The 21,739-nt window shown below is 57.1% G+C and carries 19 protein-coding genes and 1 pseudogene; 16 read left to right on the forward strand and 4 right to left on the reverse strand.

Annotated elements, in window-relative coordinates:
• Window positions 1-228: 228 nt before the first annotated feature.
• The 4 genes from ACRRSD_RS27080 (at window position 229) to tnpB (ending at window position 3,345) form a co-directional block, all read left to right on the forward strand.
• Window positions 229-1,257: a DUF4238 domain-containing protein gene (locus ACRRSD_RS27080; protein ID WP_435036331.1), complete on the forward strand. Its 1,029-nt coding sequence runs from the start codon at window positions 229-231 to the stop codon at window positions 1,255-1,257.
• Between the two features lie 602 nt (window positions 1,258-1,859).
• A complete protein-coding gene (locus ACRRSD_RS27085) occupies window positions 1,860-2,219 on the forward strand; it encodes a DUF6124 family protein (protein WP_435036332.1) in 360 nt (119 codons plus the stop codon).
• A gap of 590 nt (window positions 2,220-2,809) precedes the next feature.
• The gene (locus ACRRSD_RS27090) at window positions 2,810-3,076 is read left to right on the forward strand and encodes a transposase (protein WP_435036333.1); all 267 of its coding nucleotides are present in this window, start codon (window positions 2,810-2,812) and stop codon (window positions 3,074-3,076) included.
• Window positions 3,073-3,345 carry an IS66 family insertion sequence element accessory protein TnpB gene (gene tnpB, locus ACRRSD_RS27095; RefSeq protein WP_435036334.1) on the forward strand — a complete coding sequence of 91 codons (273 nt, stop codon included), beginning with the start codon at window positions 3,073-3,075 and terminating at the stop codon, window positions 3,343-3,345. Before ACRRSD_RS27090 ends, tnpB begins: the two co-directional genes overlap by 4 nt.
• 167 nt (window positions 3,346-3,512) lie before the next feature.
• Here tnpB and ACRRSD_RS27100 read toward each other — a convergent pair whose 3' ends face one another.
• Window positions 3,513-5,255: a caspase family protein gene (locus tag ACRRSD_RS27100; protein WP_435036335.1), complete on the reverse strand. Its 1,743-nt coding sequence runs from the start codon at window positions 5,253-5,255 to the stop codon at window positions 3,513-3,515.
• Between the two features lie 438 nt (window positions 5,256-5,693).
• Between ACRRSD_RS27100 and ACRRSD_RS27105 the strand changes: the two genes are divergently transcribed.
• A complete protein-coding gene (locus ACRRSD_RS27105) occupies window positions 5,694-6,710 on the forward strand; it encodes a DUF4917 family protein (RefSeq protein ID WP_435036336.1) in 1,017 nt (338 codons plus the stop codon).
• A gap of 185 nt (window positions 6,711-6,895) precedes the next feature.
• Window positions 6,896-7,065: pseudogene (locus ACRRSD_RS27110) on the forward strand (AAA family ATPase); the annotation flags it as partial.
• A gap of 365 nt (window positions 7,066-7,430) precedes the next feature.
• Here the strand turns inward: ACRRSD_RS27110 and ACRRSD_RS27115 are convergent.
• Window positions 7,431-7,772 (reverse strand): hypothetical protein, encoded by a 342-nt coding sequence (locus ACRRSD_RS27115; protein ID WP_435036337.1) that lies wholly within the window; start codon window positions 7,770-7,772, stop codon window positions 7,431-7,433.
• A gap of 592 nt (window positions 7,773-8,364) precedes the next feature.
• Between ACRRSD_RS27115 and ACRRSD_RS27120 the strand changes: the two genes are divergently transcribed.
• Window positions 8,365-8,724, forward strand: a complete 360-nt coding sequence (locus tag ACRRSD_RS27120) for a DUF6124 family protein (RefSeq protein WP_038368778.1) — start codon at window positions 8,365-8,367, stop codon at window positions 8,722-8,724.
• A gap of 177 nt (window positions 8,725-8,901) precedes the next feature.
• Here the strand turns inward: ACRRSD_RS27120 and ACRRSD_RS27125 are convergent, their stop codons facing one another.
• Window positions 8,902-9,843, reverse strand: a complete 942-nt coding sequence (locus ACRRSD_RS27125; protein WP_435036338.1) for an aromatic alcohol reductase — start codon at window positions 9,841-9,843, stop codon at window positions 8,902-8,904.
• A gap of 96 nt (window positions 9,844-9,939) precedes the next feature.
• Here ACRRSD_RS27125 and ACRRSD_RS27130 point away from each other — a divergent pair, with 96 nt between their 5' ends.
• On the forward strand, window positions 9,940-10,398 hold the full coding sequence (locus ACRRSD_RS27130; protein WP_435036339.1) for a winged helix-turn-helix transcriptional regulator: 459 nt from the start codon (window positions 9,940-9,942) through the stop codon (window positions 10,396-10,398).
• Window positions 10,399-11,187: 789 nt separating this feature from the next.
• Here ACRRSD_RS27130 and gspI read toward each other — a convergent pair.
• Window positions 11,188-11,574: a type II secretion system minor pseudopilin GspI gene (gspI, locus tag ACRRSD_RS27135; protein WP_435036340.1), complete on the reverse strand. Its 387-nt coding sequence runs from the start codon at window positions 11,572-11,574 to the stop codon at window positions 11,188-11,190.
• A 147-nt stretch (window positions 11,575-11,721) separates the two neighbouring features.
• On the opposite strand from gspI, the gene gspG reads away from it, so the two are divergent.
• The 8 genes from gspG (at window position 11,722) to ACRRSD_RS27175 (ending at window position 21,693) form a co-directional block, all read left to right on the forward strand.
• Window positions 11,722-12,180, forward strand: a complete 459-nt coding sequence (gspG, locus tag ACRRSD_RS27140; RefSeq protein WP_038368790.1) for a type II secretion system major pseudopilin GspG — start codon at window positions 11,722-11,724, stop codon at window positions 12,178-12,180.
• A gap of 8 nt (window positions 12,181-12,188) precedes the next feature.
• Window positions 12,189-13,148: a type II secretion system minor pseudopilin GspK gene (gene gspK / locus ACRRSD_RS27145; RefSeq protein WP_435036341.1), complete on the forward strand. Its 960-nt coding sequence runs from the start codon at window positions 12,189-12,191 to the stop codon at window positions 13,146-13,148.
• The gene (gene gspL / locus ACRRSD_RS27150) at window positions 13,145-14,323 is read left to right on the forward strand and encodes a type II secretion system protein GspL (protein WP_435036342.1); all 1,179 of its coding nucleotides are present in this window, start codon (window positions 13,145-13,147) and stop codon (window positions 14,321-14,323) included. Before gspK ends, gspL begins: the two co-directional genes overlap by 4 nt.
• Window positions 14,316-14,861, forward strand: a complete 546-nt coding sequence (gspM, locus tag ACRRSD_RS27155; protein ID WP_435036343.1) for a type II secretion system protein GspM — start codon at window positions 14,316-14,318, stop codon at window positions 14,859-14,861. The genes gspL and gspM overlap by 8 nt, the downstream gene beginning before the upstream one ends.
• Window positions 14,858-17,230 carry a type II secretion system secretin GspD gene (gene gspD, locus ACRRSD_RS27160; protein WP_435036344.1) on the forward strand — a complete coding sequence of 791 codons (2,373 nt, stop codon included), beginning with the start codon at window positions 14,858-14,860 and terminating at the stop codon, window positions 17,228-17,230. The genes gspM and gspD overlap by 4 nt, the downstream gene beginning before the upstream one ends.
• Before the next feature lie 151 nt (window positions 17,231-17,381).
• On the forward strand, window positions 17,382-18,788 hold the full coding sequence (gene gspE / locus ACRRSD_RS27165) for a type II secretion system ATPase GspE (protein WP_122843689.1): 1,407 nt from the start codon (window positions 17,382-17,384) through the stop codon (window positions 18,786-18,788).
• The gene (gspF, locus tag ACRRSD_RS27170) at window positions 18,788-19,999 is read left to right on the forward strand and encodes a type II secretion system inner membrane protein GspF (RefSeq protein ID WP_212622268.1); all 1,212 of its coding nucleotides are present in this window, start codon (window positions 18,788-18,790) and stop codon (window positions 19,997-19,999) included. Before gspE ends, gspF begins: the two co-directional genes overlap by 1 nt.
• 578 nt (window positions 20,000-20,577) lie before the next feature.
• Window positions 20,578-21,693, forward strand: coding sequence for a substrate-binding domain-containing protein (locus tag ACRRSD_RS27175; protein ID WP_435036345.1), 1,116 nt, complete (start codon window positions 20,578-20,580; stop codon window positions 21,691-21,693).
• Window positions 21,694-21,739: the final 46 nt, after the last annotated feature.

Below are 21,739 nucleotides of genomic sequence, written 5' to 3' on the forward strand. Positions count from 1 at the left end.
CTGCTGTTGGCCGATAGCTGACGCTCATCGTCAATGCTCTTCGTATGCGGCACTTTGAGCCTAGTGACCAGAGCACCTATCCCTTCGTTGTCCCTAGTTGGCGCCTACGGCTATGCTCTGTCACTTCTCTGAGGTCTTGATCACTTCAGCGTGGTTCATTAGGACGGATATCTCAAAAACCTTGGGTAGGGGTATCCCAAGACATATAAATGAGGATGAAACTCCACGATGGAAGGCATCAAAAAAGATAACCACTATGTACCTCAGGCCTACCTTAGGCAGTGGACGACCAATGGAAAAATCCTCACTTACAGACTCCTAGTGCCGCATGAGAAATGCGAACATTGGAAACCTCATTCCCCCAAAAGTATCGCTAAACACCAGCACCTTTATACCTATTTCTCGGGTTCCAAAGACAGCGATGAGATTGAGCAATGGCTTGATCGTGATTTTGAGCAGCCTGCGTCGGTGTCGATAGCAAAGGTAGTTAATGAGACAAAGTTGAGCGTTGAGGATTGGAGCAATTTGTTCCGCTTCGCCGTAGCACAATCGATCAGGAAGCCTACAGGTATGCAGAGCTTTATGAGGCGCCAGAACGAAACACTTGAGGCTCTTTTGTCTGAGTCGATGGAGGGGTCGCTTGCCAAAGTTGAAGCAGCGTTGGCATCTGGTATCAAACTTGAACCCGCGCCAACTGTGGACCCGTTTAGCAAATTGCCCCTAAAGCTCCATCGCGTAAAAAATGAGGATGGCTCAGAAGGTATCCAAGCATTGGTACTGAACGGGCGGAAGTTTTGGATTTGGCAGCTCGAACACATACTCAAAAACACAATCCATCGTATGCCATCTCATCGATGGACCATCCTGCATGCCCCACCTGGAGTCACGTGGCCAACCACTGATAATCCATTCACAAGGCTGGGAGTATCAGCAAGTGGGGGGCTGAGCCTCGAAGGCGGCTGGGGGGTACAAGGAACGAGGCTCTTCCTTCCTCTTAGTCCCAAGCATCTACTATTCGCTTGTGTTGGCCAGCGCCCCCCACAACGAGGAACTGTCTTAAGCCTCTCCGACGCAGCATTTATTCGGATGACGATCATCAGTGGCGCCAGCCGCTACATATTTGCAACTGATACACAAGACATTGTCGAGTTCAGGCCGCGCAAGGTCTCTCGTGAGCTATTTGATGCAGAAGCAAAGCTGTGGGCAGATTGGCACGCAATCCAATCAGAAGAGGAGGCTAATTACCCCAACCTTTGATCTATTTACCCTGGGTGGTAGTTGATCGCGGTTGTGGCGCACTACTGTGCCTGGTCGCGGAATTGCCCCTCGCCAACTGCAGCTTTGGGTTGTGAAGTGTAGACCTCTGTGGGATGCAGCAATTGGCGGCGGGAGGGCGTGAAATGAGGACAACGTTTATTGGATCCTTGTCGAGCAATTCGTTGGAAAAAAAAAGGATTAGGGGACAGATCTACTTTGTGGGAAGTGACGCAACGAGTCCTCGATAAACACCAATGTTTAAAAAGACATCTCCAAACACTCTCTCAGGCTACACACCCTTGCGCCTTTGCCTACAGCTACGCCAGAATCCGCCGGCTTGTGCGCTTTGTACCTGGTCTTTATCGTCTACGTGTCGCTGGCAACCCAGCGACCGGGTTTAGCGACCTGACCAGGTATAAGTACAACGACGCTCCAGTTTGTCGCAGACGTTTGCGACGACGATATGGTGGCTGTGCGTGGGAGACCTTCGGGTCTGCCGGGTCTTATACCTCTCGGTTCGCTAACCCGCGTACAGCTGCCACCCTTACTTGTTTAGCGACAGGTGTTGGTGGTTCCACCAGGTATAAATTTGGAGCTTCACCATGATCAAACCAACACCCAACCCGCCCGAAACCGCCTCGGTTTCCCCCTACGAATCCATCGATTCAAAAAAACTCCACGAAGCCGCCGACCGCGCGCTCGACCATTACCTCTGTCCACCCGGTTCCACGCCGCCCCCACGTAAAAACCGTGGGATGTACGCCGTGACGGCGGACAACAAAACCGAAGAACTGCTGGTCGATGCCAGTGAAACACTCGCTTCGGCCAAAACCCTCGCGCAGAACGTTGCCAGTCTATTGCCGGCATCGCAGCGCCATGCGCTGGCGGGGATTGCGCAGTTGATCATGCTCGGGGAGTTGGCGGTGAATCGGGCGTTGGATAATTTGCAATTGCCGGAGTGATGCGGGTGTCGGGATCACCTGGTGATTGATCGGGTGTTCATTCTGGCGCCTTCGCGAGCAGGCTCGCTCCCACAGGGTTTTATGCTGATTGCAGATGTTGTGTACGACGCTGAAACTTGTGGGAGCAGTTGATTATTACCGCGTCGTCTTCGGGTGGTTATTGGGGCGCCTCGGGACATTCGTGGGTCCATCGCGTCACCGTCATGTCATTGAATTGCTCGCCAATGGTATCGACGCGTAGGCAAGTTTCTGTCTTCGCGTAGTACAAGATGCAGCGCGAGCTATCAAACGAGCGGTATCCAGTTCGAAGAACTTGCGCGTAGCCAGCTCCTTCTCCACCCCACTGTATTCATAGCCGTCGGTGGTATGCATCCGCGTCGGCTTCCAGCCTTGTTTGACTAGCTTGGCCCTGGCCGCCACTAAACGCTCACCGACGACGATGCCTGCTGGCCCGTGCTTTTCGTGTGACGCCTGTGAGCCACTCGTAGTACCCGTCCGGCCAAGTCACCTACCCAACCCTGCAAAGCCAAGACATGGTGTGCACTTAAATTTAAGTGGGCACCAGTTCTAGCCTCTTAAGTGGGTATTTCATGCAGCCAACACGCCGTTCCTATTCCAAGTCCTTCAAAGCCGAGGTCATTCAAGAGTGTGCCCAGCCAGGCGCTTCGATTGCCAGCATCGCGCTCAGCCATGGACTCAACGCAAACCTCGTCCACAAATGGATTCGGTTACACACGCAGCAAAATACGGCGCTGCAACCTGCTTTCATCCAGCACCCGCGTGGCACCGTCAAAGTGAATTGGCCAACGGAAAGTGCTGCGGCCTGCGCGACCTTTCTTCGAGATCTACTGCGATGATCCGCATCGACTCCATCTGGCTCGCCACCGAGCCGATGGACATGCGAGCAGGTACCGAGACTGCTTTGGTCAGAGTGATCGCGGTGTTCGGTGCGGCGAAGTCGCACTGTGCCTATCTTTTCGCCAACTGTCGCGCCACTCGCATGAAAGTTCTGGTGCATGACGGCTTCGGGGTCTGGCTGGCTGCTCGTCGGCTGAACCAGAGGAAGTTCCACTGGCCAGGTATTCGCGGGATAAGCACTGCGCGCTGCCGTATCAGCTCGCCATAGGTACGAACCGGCTTCGCCGAATGATACCAGCTGGGGCTGGGGGGAGCGTGAGGGACAGTCTTGCCCCCGCACCAGTTGCTTAAACTGCACTGCCCGACAACCCTCCCGGCGAAATCGACCAGCAAAGCAGACCAGAAGTATTTAGGTTACCAGTTAGGCTTTGCACTTTATTCTAGCGAATCAACATAAGCTAATGAGGTAGAATAGTCCTCATTTACAGGCGCATAGAACAGCACGTGCCGATCTTTAGTAGCGACCACCAGAGTGTTGTCGGCGGTAAAGGCAAGACCCGTCAGCTCTGTTTCTCTGCCACCACTAGCGTCAAGCTGTTGATAAGCATCCCAGTTCCGTATATCGATAATTGTAACAATACCTTCAGAGCTGCCTATGGCCAACAAGGGCAAGGTAGCGGAGCAAACAGCATAGAGCAGAATGTTAGACTGAAGGTGTTCGCGTAGGCTGTGTAGATCGTCAGAATCTATGCTTTTAGGCGAGAACAGAAAGTCATTTATTAACAAGTCGTCAGTTAAGTTAATAAGGCTGCTACGTCTAGATGAAGGCAAACGAACGCTCGCACCAAGACTCATCACCATACCAGCTACTCCCGCCCCTCTATGGAACATATGGATAAGGCCCTCGGTTCCGGCGAGTACCACGCGCTGATCATCGAGCGGCGTAATTGCATACACTTGCACCCAAAAAGGCAGAGTCCTGATTGTGCAATCTGGTTCAGAGCAGTCCAGCTTAATTGTGTGTATATCTCGGCCCTCACCGCCAATCCAAACTTCTGACTCATCGACAAACGCAGCGCAGTAGAAGTACTGACTTGGGACGTGCGCTTCGTAAATACACTTACACGCGTCAGGCCCAACACGAAATACAACGTAGCTCTGATGACCATAGACGAGCAGAAATTCTCCGTCAAAACTCACGACCATACCAATTGGATCGATAGCCTCAAGATCAATTTGACCACTCAAGTGCGGCACAATCAAATGCCCTTTCTTGTTAAGAAAATAAGTTAATCCATTATTGCTAACACAGGCGACAGCTACCCCTTCCTTACAATTAAAAGTTTTTTCTGGCCCATGGCTGCCCAAGATAAAAAATCTTGAACTGTCAGCCACCAACAACAGATGTTTTTTATCAGTCGATGCTGCAAGTGCATTGAGGCTATCTTTCGTGAGAGCGAAGTAGCTCTGCCTCTGTTGATATGATGGGAGATCAGATAACTTCAGTTCGGACTCCAAACTTGAGTAAAACCAAGGCCGCTGCCTATTTTTCGTATTCCGTATCACTTGACAACCAACCTCTTTGAACAACCCTTCAATACTCAGGCGATGATCAAGCAAAAGGGGGGCAAACGTTTCTACGAACGGGCTGTTGTTTTTATGGCCATCAGACGCTGTTTCACCGTAACTAGTCGAATATGCTAGCAATAAATTACGCTGGCTTTTTTCAACTCTCGCACGATCCTCATGGATAGACTCGATGGTGGCTTGAACGGAATGATCATCGTCGTTGAATGCGATCCTGCATGCGTCGAGCACTATCACCCTAGTTAAATCCAACTCCTGAGTATCTCTGAGCAACTCCTCAACAGGGTATGCGAACATTCTTATGGCGCCCGCTGAAAACTCGGGAATATCTACGGGCAGAAGATAACCATACCCAAGATATTCAAAGGCATGGCCAGCAAAGAAGAAGAAAAACAGATCTCCAGGCTCCAGCTTTTCTTTCAGAGCTTTGACCGCGTCGGTCATTTGCTCCCCAGTCGCATCGCACACCAACAACGCATCAAAGCCTCGAGCCAGTAGGGCATCGTGCACTGCGTGTGCATCGTTCAGTGTGTTATCCAGAGGGTCGCTTGCGTACGCTGCATTTCCGATTACTAGTCCGTAGCGCTTCATTTTCTACTCCCTGTCTAAATCAAAAAGCGCGGCGAACGCGATTCATTTTGTAATGCCAGGCCCCTTACCGTTCCTCGCCTTCCCAAAAATAGTCCCACTGATGACCTCCCTCGACGATCAGACGCGGATGACAGTGCTGCAACAGTCTCAGCTCGTTTCGCGGCCAACTGCCTTGGGTAGGGCCTAATCAAAGACCTCGACAATCAATCGTACAATGCGTAGCCAACAACGAACATGGCCCTGGCCTCCTTCCGCGCAAAGGCTTTTTGCCGATGGTGAGAGCTCCTCTGCAATCGGGCAGGTGATCAGTAGACGTATTGATCCAACACCCTCCCAAGCAACCACAGCAGGGGCCCTGTGGCCAAACGCATAATGATGGCGTAGTGCCTTTGCGGAGATGTATGCTATTCAGCGCACACTCAAGGAAGGTAATCGTCAGTGACTTACAAAATTCATCAATGGCAGGAAATTGCTAGCAAGTATCGTCGAGGTTCGTTACTGCTAGGTAACGGCGCCAGTATGGCAATTTCTGGAAATTTCGGGTACAGAAACCTTTTCAACCATGCTCGTCAGAATTTTCTTTTAGATGAAGACGTACAGACTGTATTCGACTACTTTCAAACTGATGATTTCGAATTGGTACTTCGGCTGGTCTGGCAGGCCGCACAGGTCAATAAAGCACTTTCAATACAGGATACGCGCACGTACGACGCGTATGTGAGCGTTCGTGAGTCGTTGATTAAGGCAGTGCGTGACATTCATCCTACGTACGAGCAAGTCGGCATACATCTGCCGTACATGAATACTTTCATTAAAGAATTCAAAACTGTTCTTTCTTTAAACTACGACTTGCTAGTTTATTGGGCGATGATGTATGGGTCTGATATGTGGTCCACCCATAAATTTAAAGATTGCTTTCACTATGGTCTGTTTGCGGAAAACTGGAGACAGTATCGCCAATCCTTGGGTGAGAAAAGTAACACGCTAGTGTTCTATCCGCATGGAAACCTTATATTGCATCGAGACCTCGCCGGACAGGAGTATAAAATCAACCCTGGCGGCAGGGCCCTCCTACAGGAAATTCTAGACATTTGGCGCCTGGAAGAGTCCGTACCACTATTTGTCAGCGAGGGAAACCATCATCAAAAGGTTCGGTCAATTAACAACAGCGGCTATCTTTCTAAGGTGTACCGGGAAGTATTGAGAATGCCAAGGATAAATCTGACAATTTATGGCTGGGCAATGGGGGAGCAAGACCTGCATATTTTGCAAAGTCTGGAAGGGACGAGCATCAACAGTATTGCTGTATCCGTCTATAACAACGAACAAGATTATTGCCATAATGCTTACCGAACGATTCAAAAATATGTAAAGAATGTAAGCGTACAGTTCTTCGACTGCAATAGCCCTGGATGCTGGATTCACCCACCCCAGTCAAAGCAGTGGTGGGATTGAAGCTTCACTTGAACGCAGGTCTTCAGACGCAACGTGACAGCCGTTCAGACAGGTGCCAGAGATCTAGTCCAGCCACGCACTTCGTTCAGCGTATGCCGCTCCTGATCAGCCACCATCACAAACAGCTGGGCAATGTGCGCCATCGGCGCGCGGCCGCGAAGGACCGCCATTGCGTTGCCGATCCCATAGAAACCAGAAAAATTGATATCTCTAGGCTGACTCCACCAACCTGGCAATCTGTACTGGATCACGAATATGAGGCGTGGGAAAGCGCTCCATTTAATTAAACACGGCCCTAACGTCCCCGCCGAAGGCGGTGGCGATGATCACCGAACGATTTTTATCCAAGGAGTAGCGCCAGCTAAAAGCCCCAGGTCGCAAGGTGTGATTAGCAGACGCTTACCACTTGTAAACGCTGCGCTGATACCAATGCAATAAACTGCGAAAGGTACGAGGGTTGAAGCCTTCATTGGACAGTTTCTCCGCAGATTTGTAGGTCGATAAAACTCCGGATACTCGGCGTAAGGTTGCGGAGGATAGTGATTCTTCTGCCTGGACCTTCGGGAAGCGCCGCCCACCTTGTTACTGCTTTAGGCATCGCGCCCGGAATGTCACCGGCCTTGATCTTGTCGATCACGCCTAGCAAAAAAAACGGGACTGATTTATTTCCATAGAATGAATCAGTCCCCTTCGTTATCACTTTGTTGTCGATTTCTGGTTTCAATCCTTTTCAGGGCATTTGAAGTTCCAGGAATAAACTTTCATGTCTTTGACTTCTTCGCCGACAGTTCCTACACCTAAACAAGCTCCGTTCTTGATGTAGTTAAAGCTGCAGAAACGGACGCCTTCCGTGCAAGACTCGATTTCATTGAAGCCTTTTCTTTGGATGGCGTTTTCAACCCCGAACTCACCTGAGTAGGACGGATTCGGCTTCCAGCCATTTTTGATCAAAGCTTTTCGGGCTTTCGAAAATGGCATTCCCTTCTTGATAGGAACGTCTGCTGCGCTTGAAAATAAACTGACGCAACATAAAAGGCTGATGGCTAATATTTTTAGTTTCATTTAACAGTTCCGCCAAAAATCTACCGTTCATGTACATTTGCGTCGCTCAGAATGCCTGAGGCAAAAGTTGCGCTCAACATTTCTTACAGTCCTTTGATTGACTGTTGGTGAGTGGCTTCTGTCGAGTCGCTCGCAATGCCTTTACGCCCCGACTGGGTTTACGTTTTGTGCGCGGGAAAAATTGCCGGTCATGGGGCAGATTTGTTTAAGTGGGGGAGGTGCCGCAGTAAGGTCTCGATAAACACCAACGTTTAAAAAGACATCTCCAAACACTCTCCCAGGCTACATATCCTTGCGCCTTTGCCTACAGCTACGCCAGAATCCGCCGGCTTGTGCGCCTTGGGGGCGGGTTCTATTGTGGTCCGGTCGCTGACGAATCAGTGATCGGATTTGACCGTCCGCCCAATATCAAGGCGCGCCAGCGTTCTGCACGTGTTCAGGCATTGTCTGAAATCCTGTCGCGGTGGCTGTGCGTGGGACACCTTCGGGTGTGCCGGATTCCTTGATGTCCGGTCGGTCAACCCGCGTACAGCTGCCACCCTGTTTGTTTGACCGCGAACGGTGGCGGCTCCAGTCATCAAGGAGCTTTACCATGATCAAACCAACACCCAACCCGCCCGAATCCAACTGCACGTCTCCCTACGAATCCATCGACTCCAAAAAACTCCACGAAGCCGCCGACCGCGCGCTCGACCATTACCTCTGTCCACCCGGTTCCACGCCGCCGCCACGTAAAAACCGTGGGATGTACGCCGTGACGGCGGACAACAAAACCGAAGAACTGCTGGTCGATGCCAGTGCAACACTCGCTTCGGCCAAAACCATCGCCCAGAACGTCTCCAGCCTGTTGCCGGCATCGCAGCGCCAGGCGCTGGCGGGGATTGCGCAGTTGATCATGCTCGGGGAGTTGGCGGTGAATCGGGCGCTGGATAATTTGCAGTTGCCGGAGTGATGCGGGGGGCGGGATCACTTGGTGATTAATCGGGTGTTCATTCTGGCGCTTTCGCGAGCAGGCTCGCTCCCACCTTTGAGCGTGTTCCAAGGTGGGAGTGCGCAGGCTCTTTAGCCGCGATAACTGTTGAGATGATGTACGCGTATCAGGACCTGCGATTGGGGGGCTTTCTTTGCGTCAATCGACTGCCAGGTTGTCCCGAGCCCACTGTTCAGCCGTGGTTACCTGAATCGACTGCTGTTCGTTGAAAGTCCCCGCTTTCGGCCACGACACGCCTCTGCCTTGAGCAAATACGGCGCGGTATTTTTTGATGTGGTGAGTGGGGTCTTTTTCCAGTTCCTGCATCAGGTACGGAACCGTCCAGACGTTACGCTTGAACGGACGCCCCAGCACACGTTCAAGCAGGCTCGCCACCTGCCCATACGTCACCGTGTCGCCAGACAGGTACACGATCTCATTGCGAAAGCGCGGTTCGAAGAAAACGATGTCCGCTGTCAGCTTGCCGATGTCCTCGGGTGTCGTGAGCGTCACGCTGGTGTCCAGGCTGCCCAAGGCGTTGACGGTGTCGTTCTCAAAATCGACGACCTCAAAGACCGGCTCGAACAGAAAACTGGTGAACATGCCGGTCGAGATGATCACCCATTCGGTTTTATCCTGGGCGCGGAGCAACTCGCGCACGTCGAGTTGCGCATCGAACAAGTCCTGCGGGCTGCCCCGGCCAATCACTTCGAAATCGACGCCAAACTGCCAAGGGAAATAGCGCTTCACGCCGGACCTGAGCGCCGCTGTCGCCAGTTTCATCGGCGTTTCCCGGCCCGCGACCATGCCTGCGCAGCCTATGACGGTGTCGAATGCTGCGAACACTTCGGCCAGTTGATCGATGGAATCGTTGACCAGGTCTGCAGCGACCATCTGGATACCCAGGCTGCGCAGTTCATCGATTTCCCGCTTTTTCTCGGGGGCTTGTGTGTTGATGGTCGAATTCCTGAGCAGGACGCTGATGGTGCTGCCGGGCGAGCGCTTGGCTACCCGCGCAAGATTGCGCAGCACCGGCAGGCCGAGTTCGCCGGCGCCGAGTACGAGAATGGATTGTGGGGAAGGGTGGGTCGCTTGGGTCATGATGTCTCCTGAGATCCGTCGTCTGTATGATTTGGCGATGCTGGCACGATTGCGCAGCGCTCAGAAGAAGGCACACGCGTGATACCAGGGGGACACATGACCGATGAGGAAGCCCTTAGCCAGGCAGAAGCGATCTGCCAGACGCTAAGACGAGACGATGATGGCGTGCGGCGGGAAGTCCTGGCTCACGCCGGTAGCCGCTGGTCACTGGGCATCCTGCACGCCCTGGGTGTGTACGGCACGATGCGTCATGCCGAGATCAAAAGGCAAATGACCGGCGTGACTCAGCGCATGTTGACCAAGACGCTGCGTGCGCTGGAACGCGATGGTCTGCTGATACGGCGGGAGTTGGATCAAGTGCCGCCCCATGTCGAGTATGAGCTGACGGCGTTGGGGATGGAGTTGTTGGTTCGTATGTCGCCGATTTGGACGTGGGTTGTGGAGCACGTCGATGATTTTCGCGAGGCGCGCCGGGTGTTTGATGGCCAGAGTGGGAAAAAGCCTGCTTGGCAGGTTCCGGTGGTGGGGCTGGTTGATTTGGATGGGGCTGATTGATTGGTTGCTTTGGTTCAGGCCATTGCGCAGAACGTGGCGAATCTGTTGCCGGGTTTGGGACTTGCGATTAGAAGCGGCCCTCACCCCAGCCCTCTCCCGGACGGAGAGGGGGCCGACCGAGGTGTCTTGTGGGGTACGTCGACCTGGAAGATTTTGGTGATTATGGTTTTCGTGAAGGGCCTTGGGGATTATGGCTTTGGTGATTCTGGGGGTTGCGAGTAGAAGCGGCCCTCACCCCAGCCCTCTCCCGGAGGGAGAGGGGGCCGACCGAGGTGTCTTGCGGGGTACGTCGACCTGGAAGACCTTGGTGATTATGGCTTTGGTGAAAGACCTTGGGGATTATGGCTTTGGTGATTCTGGATGCTGTGTGATTAGAAGCGGCCCTCACCCCAGCCCTCTCCCGGAGGGAGAGGGGGCCGACCGAGGTGTCTTGCGGGGTACGTCGACCTGGAAGACCTTGGTGATTATGGCTTTGGTGAAAGACCTTGGGGATTATGGCTTTGGTGATTCTGGATGCTGTGTGATTAGAAGCGGCCCTCACCCCAGCCCTCTCCCGGAGGGAGAGGGGGCCGACCGAGGTGTCTTGCGGGGTACGTCGACCTGGAAGACCTTGGTGATTATGGGTTTGGTGAAAGGCCTTGGCGATTATGGTTTTGGTGAAGGATCTTCGATTTGGCTTTGTGAGCTTGGCCATTTTGGATTCAATGAAAGACGTTCAAGTCGGTGTAGCTCTCGAATATCCCCGAATCGGTCCCCTCTACCTCTGGGCGGTCCGACGTTTCGGGAGGGCTAGGGTGAGGGGCTTTCGGTTCGGGACATTAAAGTCTCAAGCCTGGCCAACGGTGGAGCGTCCTGGTTGCGGTCGAATACCTGAATACCAATCTTGAGCAACCGTCCATTTTCGGCTGCGCTGATCACCTGTTCACAGCGCAGCAATAGCCGCCCCTGATCACATTCCTGCGCCTTCATCCCCATCGGCAACCTCCCTTCCAACCGCAACTCCGCCATCCGACTCTGCGCCGCAATCATCGCCACCGACCGATCCCTTAAAACCCCGCTACTCTGCGTCATCAACCCGGCCACGCGCACAGCCGCCGACATCGCCACGGCAATAATCGCCAGCGCCACCAGCACCTCAATCAACGTGAAACCGTCTTCCCGCGAACGCGCACGCATAAACCGCCCAAAACCCAAACCCAGCCCTCGACGCTAACCCGCGTCCTTGACGGCTTGACGACGAAAACACCCGAGGATTTTCAACATCACTGACATATCTTCTTGCAACACTGCGCGTCGAATCGAATCAAGCCAGGGTATGTCGAGATGGATATCGCACCTTTCAAATCGCTTCAGCAACCGATGCGCACGCCGCGTGGTCAGCAGGGTTTTACCCTGATCGAGATCATGGTGGTCGTGGTGATTCTGGGGATTTTGGCGGCGATGGTGGTGCCCAAGGTGCTCGACCGGCCGGATCAGGCGCGGGCGACGGCGGCGAAGCAGGATATTGGTGGGTTGATGCAGGCGTTGAAGTTGTATCGCCTCGATCACGGCACTTACCCGAGCATGAACCAGGGCCTGAAGGTGTTGGTGGAGCGGCCGGCGGATGCGAAGAACAGCAATTGGCGCTCGTACCTGGAGCGTTTGCCGAACGATCCGTGGGGGCGTCCTTATCAGTACCTCAACCCCGGCGCCAATGGCGAGATCGACATCTTTTCCCTCGGTGCCGACGGTCAGCCGGACGGCGACGGCGTGAATGCCGATATCGGTTCCTGGCAGTTGTAAGGCCGGCCATGAACAGCCGCTCGCCTGAGGGGGCGAAGCAACAGGGCATGGCGATTATCAGCGCGTTGTTGATTGCGGCCGTGGTGGCGGTGATTGCGGCGGGCATGTTGACGCGCCAGAGCGTGTCGACCCGTGCGCTGGAGGCGGATCAGCAGCGTGTGCAGGGGCGTTGGCTGGTGCTGGGCGGGTTGGAGATCAGCCGTCAATTGCTCTGGGATGCACGTAAGCGCGACCCGTTGACCCGGCTCGATCAGCCGTGGGCGCAGCGGCTCTCCGCGCAAGGTTTTGAGGGGCGGCTGGAGGATGAGCAGGGCAAGTTCAACTTGCGCAATCTGGTGGCCAACGAGCGGGTGGATGAGGCGCAGGTGGCGGCGTTTCAGCGCTTGTGCGAGTTGATCGGGGTCAGTGCCGGGTTGAGCCAGCGCATCAGTCAGCGGGTGATTGCCTCTTATCCGCGACTGCTGAATCCGCAGATGGCCGAGGCGCCGAAAAGTGGTTTCGACAGCGGCCGTGCGACCTCACCCAATGCCTCGCGCAAACCGCAGAATCCGACAATGCCGATGCTGCGCAGCCTTGATGATTTGCGCAGTGTCGACGGCGTAAATGAGGCGTTGATCGGCAAACTGGCGCCGTACCTGACGGTGATCCCCGCGACCACTTGGCTCAATGGCAACACCGCCACCGCGCCGGTGTTGGCCGCGTATGTGCCGGGGCTGTCGCTGGAGCGTGCCAATGCGCTGATCGCCGAGCGTGATGCCGGGCGCTGGTTTATCAACCGTGGCGATTTCGTTAACCGCTTGCGCATGCCGCAATTGGAGCTGACCAGCGTCAAGGTCGGCATCACCAGTGACTGGTTTCGCCTGCGCGGTGAGGCGCGGCGTGATCAGCGGCGGGTCAGTCTTGAGGCGTTGCTGCATCGCAGCCAGGACCGCTTGCCGCAGGTGATTTGGTCGCGGGTGGGCGTATGAGCCAGTTGAAAGTGGCGTTGCCGCCCTTGGCGGAGCTGGATCTGCACAGTGAATTGCACTGCGCCTGGCTGGATCGTCAGGGTCTGGTTACGCGGGAAGAACGCCACAGTTTGAGCCAGTTGAGTCAGCAGTCGAAACTACCGCCGCTGGTGTGTTTTCTGCACCCGGCCGACAGTCTGTTGGCGAGTCTCGATTTGCCGCCGTTGCCTGCGAACAAGATTGTCGCGGCGGTGCAGTGTGCGGCGCAGGCCTTGATGCTGGGCGACAGCAGTGAGATGCACATCGCGCACAGCGCGCGGGACGAGGCCGGGCAGGTGCAGATCGCCTGGGTGCCTCGGCAACAGTTGTTGGGTTTTGGTCAGTTGCTGAAAAGTGCTGGGCTGAACCTGCGCGGTCTCTACCCGGCGCCGTATTGTTTGCCGGTGCTGCCGGGCACCGTTGCTTGCGTGCAGGACGGGCATCTGTTGCTGCGCGACAGTGTGCAAGTGGCGCGGGTGCAGCCGTTGTTTGATGACGGCCTCGACAGCGTCGTGTGGGAACCGGGCATCACTTTGCATTGGATCGGGGATCAACCGCCGCCGGGTGCTGAATTGCCGATGGCGGATGCGCAGCGCTGGACCGGGCCGCTACCGGGTTGGGGACTGCATGGCGCGGTCCAGCAGCAACAAACCGAGCATCGCGGCTGGGGCAGGGCGATCGCCCTGTCAGCGTTGGCCGTGGCGGTGTGGGTGATCGGTTTGAACCTGTATGCCGCTCGCGAGGCCGGGCAGGGTCAGCAATTGAAGACCCAGATGAACCTGCGGGTAAAGCAGGCCTTCCCCGAGTTGCCGGTGATCCTCAACCCGTTGCAACAGGCGCGTCAGCAATTGGCGGCGCGGCAGAAGGGCGCGGCGGATGATCCGGCGCAGACTTTCAATCGTCTGGTGTTGCGGGCCGGCAGCGGCATGCCGTCGATGGCCGGCAGTGTTGAGCGGCTGACGTTTGTCGACGGCACCTTGCAGCTGAGTCTGCTGAGTGAAGCCCGTCGTGGCGGCAATGATCAGGAGTGGCAAAGCACCTTGGCCCAGGCCGGTATCAGCGTGACGGCGGACGACGAAGGCTGGACGTTGCGTCCGGCCAGTGAGGCCAGCCCAAGTGAAAGCGATGACAGCGGCGGAGCAGAAGAAGATGAATAAGGCCTCGCTCGCGCTGTACCGCGCCAAGTGGCAACGCTTTAACGCTCAGTTGCAGGCGCGTTGGCAGCCGTTGGCTTTGCGCGAAAAACGCATGGTTGCCGGCATGGCCGTAGCGCTGATAGGCCTGCTGCTGTGGGTCGCGTTGATCCAGCCACCGCTGAAGAAAATTACCTATTGGCAAACCGAAACGCCAAAGCTGCGCGCGCAGACTGAGGCGCTGGAAGTGCTGCTGCGCGAAGTCAGCGTGCGTCCGGATGGGCAAAGCGTGGCGCAGTCGCTGGAGCAGACCCTTCAGGCCAGTGGCCTGGCGGGACATTACCAATTACAGGAGGCGCAGGGCGCCTGGCAGTTGACCTTCGACGCGGCACCGGCCGACGCCGTGCTCGACTGGCTGTTGAGCAACCCGGCACAACTTTCTCTGCAAGTGGTCGAGGCCCGTTTGCAACGCGCAGATAACCCCTCGACCGAAGTCACCGCCGGCACTTTGTCAGGCACCGTTCGCATGGATCAGGCGCTGGGCGCTAAGGAAGCTTCATGAAGGGGTCAGGATCCAAACCGGCACGTCTGGCGTTGCCGATGCTGCTGATGGCGTTGAGCGCGTGCAGCAACACCACCACGCCGCAGAACCAGCCGCCGTTGCTGGTCGACAGTGAACTCGGTCGGCCGCTGGCCAACACCCAGCGCAGCGGCGACGCGATGCTTGACCGCGAGCGTGCGCAGGCGCAGGCGCGACCTGTGCCGAAGCAATTGCACAACATCAGCAAGAGTGCGCGCAGTGGTGCGGCGGCGTCGGGCATCGCCTTGCCGAGTAATCCTTTGGGTGATCAACCGGTGACGCTGAATTTTGTCGACGCCGATATTCAAGCGGTGGTGCGCGCGTTGTCGCGTTCGACCGGGCAGCAGTTTTTGGTCGACCCTCGGGTGAAGGGCACGTTGACGCTGGTGTCGGAAGGTCAGGTGCCGGCGCGGCAGGCTTACGACATGTTGCTGGCGGCGTTGCGCATGCAGGGTTTCAGCGTGGTTGATGTCGGTGGTGTGGCGCAGGTGGTGCCGGAGGCTGATGCGAAGTTGCTCGGCGGGCCGATTTACAGTGCCGACAAACCGGCCGGTAACGGCATGCTCACGCGCACGTTTCGCCTGCAATACGAAAACGCGGTGAACCTGATTCCAGTACTGCGGCCGATCGTGTCGCCGAACAATCCGATCAACGCTTATCCGGGCAATAACACCATCGTCATCACCGACTACGCCGAGAACCTGACCCGCGTTGCGCAGTTGATTGCGAGCATTGATTCGCCGAGTGCGATCGATACCGATGTGGTGCAGATCCAGAACGGCATCGCCGCCGACATCGCGCCGATGGTGGCGGATTTGCTCGATGCGCCGGGCAATGATCCGACGCAGAAAATTGCGGTGATTGGTGATCCGCGTTCCAACACCATCATCATTCGCGCTGGCAGCCCGGAGCGCACGGAGCTGGCGCGTAACCTGATCTACAAACTGGACAACGCGCAGAGCAATCCGAGCAATCTGCATGTGGTTTATCTGCGCAACGCGCAAGCGGCGAAACTGGCGCAGGCCTTGCGCGGTTTGCTCACGGGCGAGAGTGACAGCGGCACCAGTGACAGTGCGCGTTCGGTGCTTAGCGCTATGGGCGCAAGCACTGGCGGCAATGCTGGGCAGAACGGCCAGAGCGGTACGCAAAGCAGCGGCAGCACGTCGACCACTAACAGCAGCGGCAGCACGGGCGGCAGTTACGCCCAAGGCAGCAGTGGCAGCACAACCGGCAGCGGCGGCACGCAAAACAGCGAACAGAACGTCGCCTTCAGTGCCGGTGGTGTGACCATTCAGGCCGATGCCACCACCAACACCTTGCTGATTTCCGCGCCGGAGCCGCTGTATCGCAACCTGCGCGAGGTGATCGATCTGCTCGACCAGCGCCGCGCGCAAGTGGTGATCGAAAGTTTGATTGTCGAAGTCGGCGAGGACGATGCCAGTGAGTTTGGCGTGCAATGGCAGACCGGCAATCTCGGTGGCAACGGCGTGATCGGTGGTGCGAATCTGGGTGGTTCGGGGCTCAACACCAACGGCAAGACCAGCATCGATGTGCTGCCGCAAGGTTTGAACCTGGGCTACGTCAACGGCACCGTCGACATCCCCGGTATCGGCAAGATTCTCGACCTGAAAGTGCTGGCCCGGGCGTTGAAGAGCAAAGGCGGCACCAACGTGTTGTCGACGCCCAATCTGCTGACCCTCGACAACGAGGCTGCGAGTATTTTTGTCGGCCAGACCATCCCGTTTGTCAGCGGCAGTTACGTGACTGGCGGCGGGGGCACCAGCAACAACCCGTTCCAGACTGTGACCCGTGAAGAGGTTGGCTTGAAGCTCAATGTGCGCCCGCAGATTTCCGAGGGCGGCACGGTGAAGCTCGATATCTATCAGGAAGTCAGCAGCATTGATGAGCGGGCTTCGAACAGTGCGGCGTCGGCGGGGATTGTCACCAACAAACGCGCGATCGACACCAGCATTCTGCTCGATGACGGGCAGATCATGGTGCTCGGCGGGTTGCTGCAGGACGGTTACAGCCAGAGCAACGACGCGGTGCCGTGGCTGGGTAGCTTGCCAGGAATTGGCGCGCTGTTTCGCAACGAGCGCCGGGCGATCACCAAGACCAACCTGATGGTGTTCCTGCGCCCATACATCATTCGCGACAGCGAAGCGGGGCGCAGCATCACTCTGAATCGCTACGACTTCATGCGCCGCGCGCAGGGCGGTTTGCAACCGGAACGCAGCTGGGCGATGCCGGACATGCAGGCGCCGCAGTTGCCGACGGCGGCGCAAGGTGTGCCGGCGGTTTTACCTGGGTCGGGTCCGCGCGCAACCATCAAAGCGGTGCCGATCCAATGACGCCGACATCGCCCCTTGATCTGGAAAACCGACCTGTAGGAGCTGCCGAAGGCTGCGATCTTTTGATCTTGCTCTTCGACGGACCCAAACGGCCAAAGATCAAAAGATCGCAGCCTTCGGCAGCTCCTACAGGGATTGGGGAGGGCATGAGATGAGTGCGTTGCCTTACGCCTGGGCCAAGGCGCAGCGCATTCTTTTGTGCGACGGCGTGTTGACCGTTTGCCCATCAACGCCGGGCTGGTCGATCAGTGAGGCGCGGCGGCAGTTTGGCGCGACCACGATTCAGCGGGTGCGCGATGATGAGCTGGATGGCTTGCTTGCCAGCGCTTATGCCGACACGGGCAGCGCGGCGGCGGTGGTCGGTGCGGCGGAAAACGAAGTCGATCTCGACCGTTTGATGCAGGACATGCCGGAAATCACTGACCTGCTCGACACCCAGGACGGTGCGCCGGTGATTCGCATGATCAACGCGCTGCTCACCCAAGCCGCCCGCGACGAGGCCAGCGACATTCACATCGAACCGTTCGAAACGCATTCCGTGGTGCGCTACCGCGTCGACGGTACGCTGCGTGATGTGGTCTCGCCGCGCAAGGCGTTGCACGGTGCGCTGGTGTCGCGGATCAAGATCATGGCCCAGCTCGATATCGCCGAAAAACGCCTGCCACAGGACGGTCGCATCGCCTTGCGTGTGGCCGGGCGGCCGATCGATATTCGTGTTTCAACTGTGCCGACCGGGCATGGCGAAAGGGTGGTGATGCGTCTGCTCGACAAACAGGCTGGGCGTCTGCATCTGGAAACCCTCGGCATGGACGCGCAGGTGCTGGCCAAGCTCGATCACCTGATCCGCCAGCCCCACGGCATCGTTTTGGTCACCGGGCCAACCGGCAGCGGCAAGACCACCAGCCTCTACGCGGCACTGGCGCGACTCGATGCGAGCACCAGTAACATCCTGACCGTGGAAGACCCGGTGGAATACGACTTGCCGGGCATCAGCCAGATTCAGGTCAACGCCAAGATCGACATGACCTTTGCCCTGGCGCTGCGGGCGATTCTGCGCCAAGACCCGGACATCATTATGATCGGCGAAATCCGCGATCTCGAAACTGCGCAAATTGCCGTGCAGGCTTCGTTGACCGGGCACCTAGTTCTGGCAACGCTGCACACCAACGACGCGGTGTCGGCGGTCAACCGTTTGATCGACATGGGCGTCGAACCGTTTCTGCTGGCCTCTTCGATGCTCGGCGTGCTAGCGCAAAGATTGGTGCGACGTCTGTGCAATCAATGCAAACAGGAAGACCCGGCGACACCGGGCACCTGGCGCCCGGTCGGCTGCCCAGCGTGCAATCAAACCGGCTACAGCGGCCGCACCGGCATCCACGAATTGTTCTGTATCGACGACGACATCCGCACCCTGATCCATCAAGGGGCAGGGGAGCAGGCCTTGCGTGCATCAGCCGCCAAGGCCGGGATGTTCAGCCTGCGCGAGGACGGTGAGCGCTGGATCCGCAGTGGCGCCACCGCCCCTGAAGAAATCCTCCGTGTGACACGGGACGCCTGATGAATCGCTATCGTTTTGAAGCCGCCGACGCGACCGGCAAGATTGAATCCGGGCACCTTGAGGCGGACAGCCAGGCTGCCGCGTTCACAACATTACGCGGGCGCGGTTTGACTGCGTTGTCGGTGCACAAGGAAAGCAATGTTGCCCAGCACGGCGGTGGTGGACTGTTCAGCGCCAAGCTCTCGGACAACGACCTGGCCTGGGCCACGCGGCAATTGGCGAGTCTGCTCGGTGCCAGTCTGCCACTGGAGGCCGCGCTGAGTGCCACGGTGGAGCAGGCCGAGAAAAAACACATCGCCCACACCCTTAGCGCCGTGCGTGCCGATGTGCGCAGCGGCATGCGTCTGGCGGAATCGTTGGCGGCGCGGCCGCGAGATTTCCCGGAGATCTATCGTGCGCTGATTGCGGCGGGGGAAGAGTCCGGCGATCTGGCGCAGGTCATGGAACGGCTGGCCGACTACATCGAGGAGCGCAACAACCTGCGCGGCAAGATTCTCACCGCGTTTATCTATCCGGGCGTGGTCGGGCTGGTGTCGATCGGCATTGTGATTTTCCTGCTCAGTTACGTGGTGCCGCAGGTGGTCAGCGCGTTTTCCCAGGCACGGCAGGATTTGCCGGGGTTGACCCTGGCGATGCTAAACGCCAGTGATTTCATAAGGGCGTGGGGTTGGTTGTGTGCGGCGATCATCGCAGGCGCGTTCTGGAGCTGGCGGCTGTATCTGCGCAATCCGGCGGCGCGTTTGAGTTGGCATCACCGGGTGCTGAAGTTGCCGCTGTTCGGGCGCTTCATCCTCGGTCTGAACACCGCGCGTTTTGCCTCGACGTTGGCAATTCTCGGCGGCGCCGGCGTGCCGTTGTTGCGCGCACTGGAGGCGGCGCGGCAGACCTTGTCCAATGATCGCTTGAGTTTGAGCGTCACTGAGGCCACGGCCAAGGTGCGCGAGGGCGTGAACCTCGCGGCGGCGTTGCGCGTGGAGAATGTGTTTCCGCCGGTGCTGATTCACTTGATCGCCAGTGGCGAGAAAACCGGATCGTTGCCACCGATGCTCGAGCGTGCGGCGCAAACCCTGTCGCGGGATATCGAGCGGCGGGCGATGGGCATGACCGCGTTGCTGGAGCCGCTGATGATTGTGGTGATGGGCGGGGTGGTGCTGGTGATTGTGATGGCGGTGTTGTTGCCGATCATTGAGATCAATCAGCTGGTCCAGTAGTGGTGTGTCTGAAGTATTGATGCTGTTTGGGCCGGCCCCTTCGCGAGCAGGCTCGCTCCCACAGGGGGAACGCATTTCAAATGTGGGAGATCAATCAACTGGTCCAGTAGGAGTCTGCTGTTTTGAGGGTGTCTGATCGGGCCCCTTCGCGAGCAGGCTCGCTCCCACAGGGGGAACGCATTTCAAATGTGGGAGCGAGCCTGCTCGCGAAGAGGCCAGTCAGGGCAACAAATAATCCAATCTTTTTTCCAGGGTTTCAGCATCACCCGACCCTCAAAAGAACCATCCTCGGGTTCTCCTTTCTGTCATCTGCAACCACCCGCCACAGCCTCCAGCCCGATTCCGCCAAACCCCTGATCCAGACCCTGCGCTGCACCCGACAACCTCCCGAGAAAATCCCTTCAGAAACACCTCGCACCTCCCGAGGTTTTTTCCTTTATCTGTCACCGGAAGCTGCGAATTTCTCAGTGCGACTTAACCAAGGCCAACGCTAGCGAGGGCCCCGGTGAGTCCTCCCAGTGTCATGCAAGTCACCCGAAAACCTGTGTTCCCAAACCTAGTTGAAAAGGAGATTCTTCATGTTCAAGCGCACTCTGATCGCAGCTTCCCTGACCGTCGCTGCCCTGGCTTCCGCCCAGGCCATGGCCGCCAACGTAACCGGTGGTGGCGCCTCACTGCCTGCCGCTCTGTACAAAGGTTCTGCCAACAGCATCCTGCCTGCCAACTTCAGCTACGCCGTGACCGGTAGCGGCATCGGCAAAAGTGCTTTCCTGTCCAACACCGCTTCGCAATTCGGCACCACCGGCACTGTGCACTTCGCTGCCAGCGATTCGATTCTCAACGCTACGGAACTCAGCAACTACACCGCCAACTTCGGTACTTCCTACGGCCCGCTGATTCAGTTGCCATCGGTTGCCACCTCGGTAGCGATCCCTTACAAAAAGACTGGCAACACCACCCTCAACCTGACCAGCGCGCAACTGTGCGACGCCTTGTCCGGTGCCAAGACCACCTGGGGTGAACTGCTCAACAACGACGCCAAAACCGACCCGACCCTGATCCGCGTGGTCTATCGCACGGCTTCCAGCGGTACCACTGAAATTCTCACTCGTCACCTGAACTCGGTGTGCCCTGGCCAGTTCGCCGTCAACACTACCTTTACCAGCGCTCGCCTGGGTGGCTCTCCGCTGCCGGGCAACTGGGTAGGTGTGGTCAACACGGCTGACGTCGCTACCGCCGTGAACGCTGTAAACGGTTCGATCGGTTATGTCGGTCCGGACGGTGTGAACGCGTCGAGCAACGCCGTTGTGGCGCGCATCAACGGTGTTCAGCCTACCAGCGCCAACGTCAATGCTGCCCTGTCATCGGCTGCTCTGCCAGCCACTCCATCCAACCCGGCGCAGTGGGTACCGGTCGTAGCCAACCCAGGGACCGGCTATGCCATGGCGGCCTACACCAACTTCATCTTCGGCCAGTGCTACAAGGACGCCGCTGTTGCCGCTGACGTGAAGGCCTTCCTGACCCAGCACTACAGCACTCCAGGCAACGCTGTTGCTACCGCTGCCCACGGCTTCATTCCGGTTCCAACCAACTGGAAAAACGCTGTGACCGCCAACTTCATCACCAACTCCTCCGGCAACAACCTGGACATCAACAACGCCAGCGTCTGCAACGGCGTGGGTCGTCCTTTGTAAGTCCTGCTACACGCACAATGAAATGGCAGCAGCCTTCGGGCTGCTG

Origin of the sequence: Pseudomonas neuropathica (assembly GCF_051174785.1) — a bacterium.
Taxonomy (GTDB): domain Bacteria; phylum Pseudomonadota; class Gammaproteobacteria; order Pseudomonadales; family Pseudomonadaceae; genus Aquipseudomonas; species Aquipseudomonas neuropathica_A.

What these genes read in the sequence shown, in the direction of transcription:
- ACRRSD_RS27080 (WP_435036331.1), top strand. Translation starts at nt 229, where the DNA reads ATGGAAGGCATCAAAAAAGATAACCACTATGTACCTCAGGCCTACCTT.
- ACRRSD_RS27085 (WP_435036332.1), top strand. Translation starts at nt 1,860, where the DNA reads ATGATCAAACCAACACCCAACCCGCCCGAAACCGCCTCGGTTTCCCCC.
- ACRRSD_RS27090 (WP_435036333.1), top strand. Translation starts at nt 2,810, where the DNA reads ATGCAGCCAACACGCCGTTCCTATTCCAAGTCCTTCAAAGCCGAGGTC.
- tnpB (WP_435036334.1), top strand. Translation starts at nt 3,073, where the DNA reads ATGATCCGCATCGACTCCATCTGGCTCGCCACCGAGCCGATGGACATG.
- ACRRSD_RS27100 (WP_435036335.1), bottom strand. Translation starts at nt 5,255, where the DNA reads ATGAAGCGCTACGGACTAGTAATCGGAAATGCAGCGTACGCAAGCGAC.
- ACRRSD_RS27115 (WP_435036337.1), bottom strand. Translation starts at nt 7,772, where the DNA reads ATGAAACTAAAAATATTAGCCATCAGCCTTTTATGTTGCGTCAGTTTA.
- ACRRSD_RS27120 (WP_038368778.1), top strand. Translation starts at nt 8,365, where the DNA reads ATGATCAAACCAACACCCAACCCGCCCGAATCCAACTGCACGTCTCCC.
- ACRRSD_RS27125 (WP_435036338.1), bottom strand. Translation starts at nt 9,843, where the DNA reads ATGACCCAAGCGACCCACCCTTCCCCACAATCCATTCTCGTACTCGGC.
- ACRRSD_RS27130 (WP_435036339.1), top strand. Translation starts at nt 9,940, where the DNA reads ATGACCGATGAGGAAGCCCTTAGCCAGGCAGAAGCGATCTGCCAGACG.
- gspI (WP_435036340.1), bottom strand. Translation starts at nt 11,574, where the DNA reads ATGCGTGCGCGTTCGCGGGAAGACGGTTTCACGTTGATTGAGGTGCTG.
- gspG (WP_038368790.1), top strand. Translation starts at nt 11,722, where the DNA reads ATGGATATCGCACCTTTCAAATCGCTTCAGCAACCGATGCGCACGCCG.
- gspK (WP_435036341.1), top strand. Translation starts at nt 12,189, where the DNA reads ATGAACAGCCGCTCGCCTGAGGGGGCGAAGCAACAGGGCATGGCGATT.
- gspL (WP_435036342.1), top strand. Translation starts at nt 13,145, where the DNA reads ATGAGCCAGTTGAAAGTGGCGTTGCCGCCCTTGGCGGAGCTGGATCTG.
- gspM (WP_435036343.1), top strand. Translation starts at nt 14,316, where the DNA reads ATGAATAAGGCCTCGCTCGCGCTGTACCGCGCCAAGTGGCAACGCTTT.
- gspD (WP_435036344.1), top strand. Translation starts at nt 14,858, where the DNA reads ATGAAGGGGTCAGGATCCAAACCGGCACGTCTGGCGTTGCCGATGCTG.
- gspE (WP_122843689.1), top strand. Translation starts at nt 17,382, where the DNA reads ATGAGTGCGTTGCCTTACGCCTGGGCCAAGGCGCAGCGCATTCTTTTG.
- gspF (WP_212622268.1), top strand. Translation starts at nt 18,788, where the DNA reads ATGAATCGCTATCGTTTTGAAGCCGCCGACGCGACCGGCAAGATTGAA.
- ACRRSD_RS27175 (WP_435036345.1), top strand. Translation starts at nt 20,578, where the DNA reads ATGTTCAAGCGCACTCTGATCGCAGCTTCCCTGACCGTCGCTGCCCTG.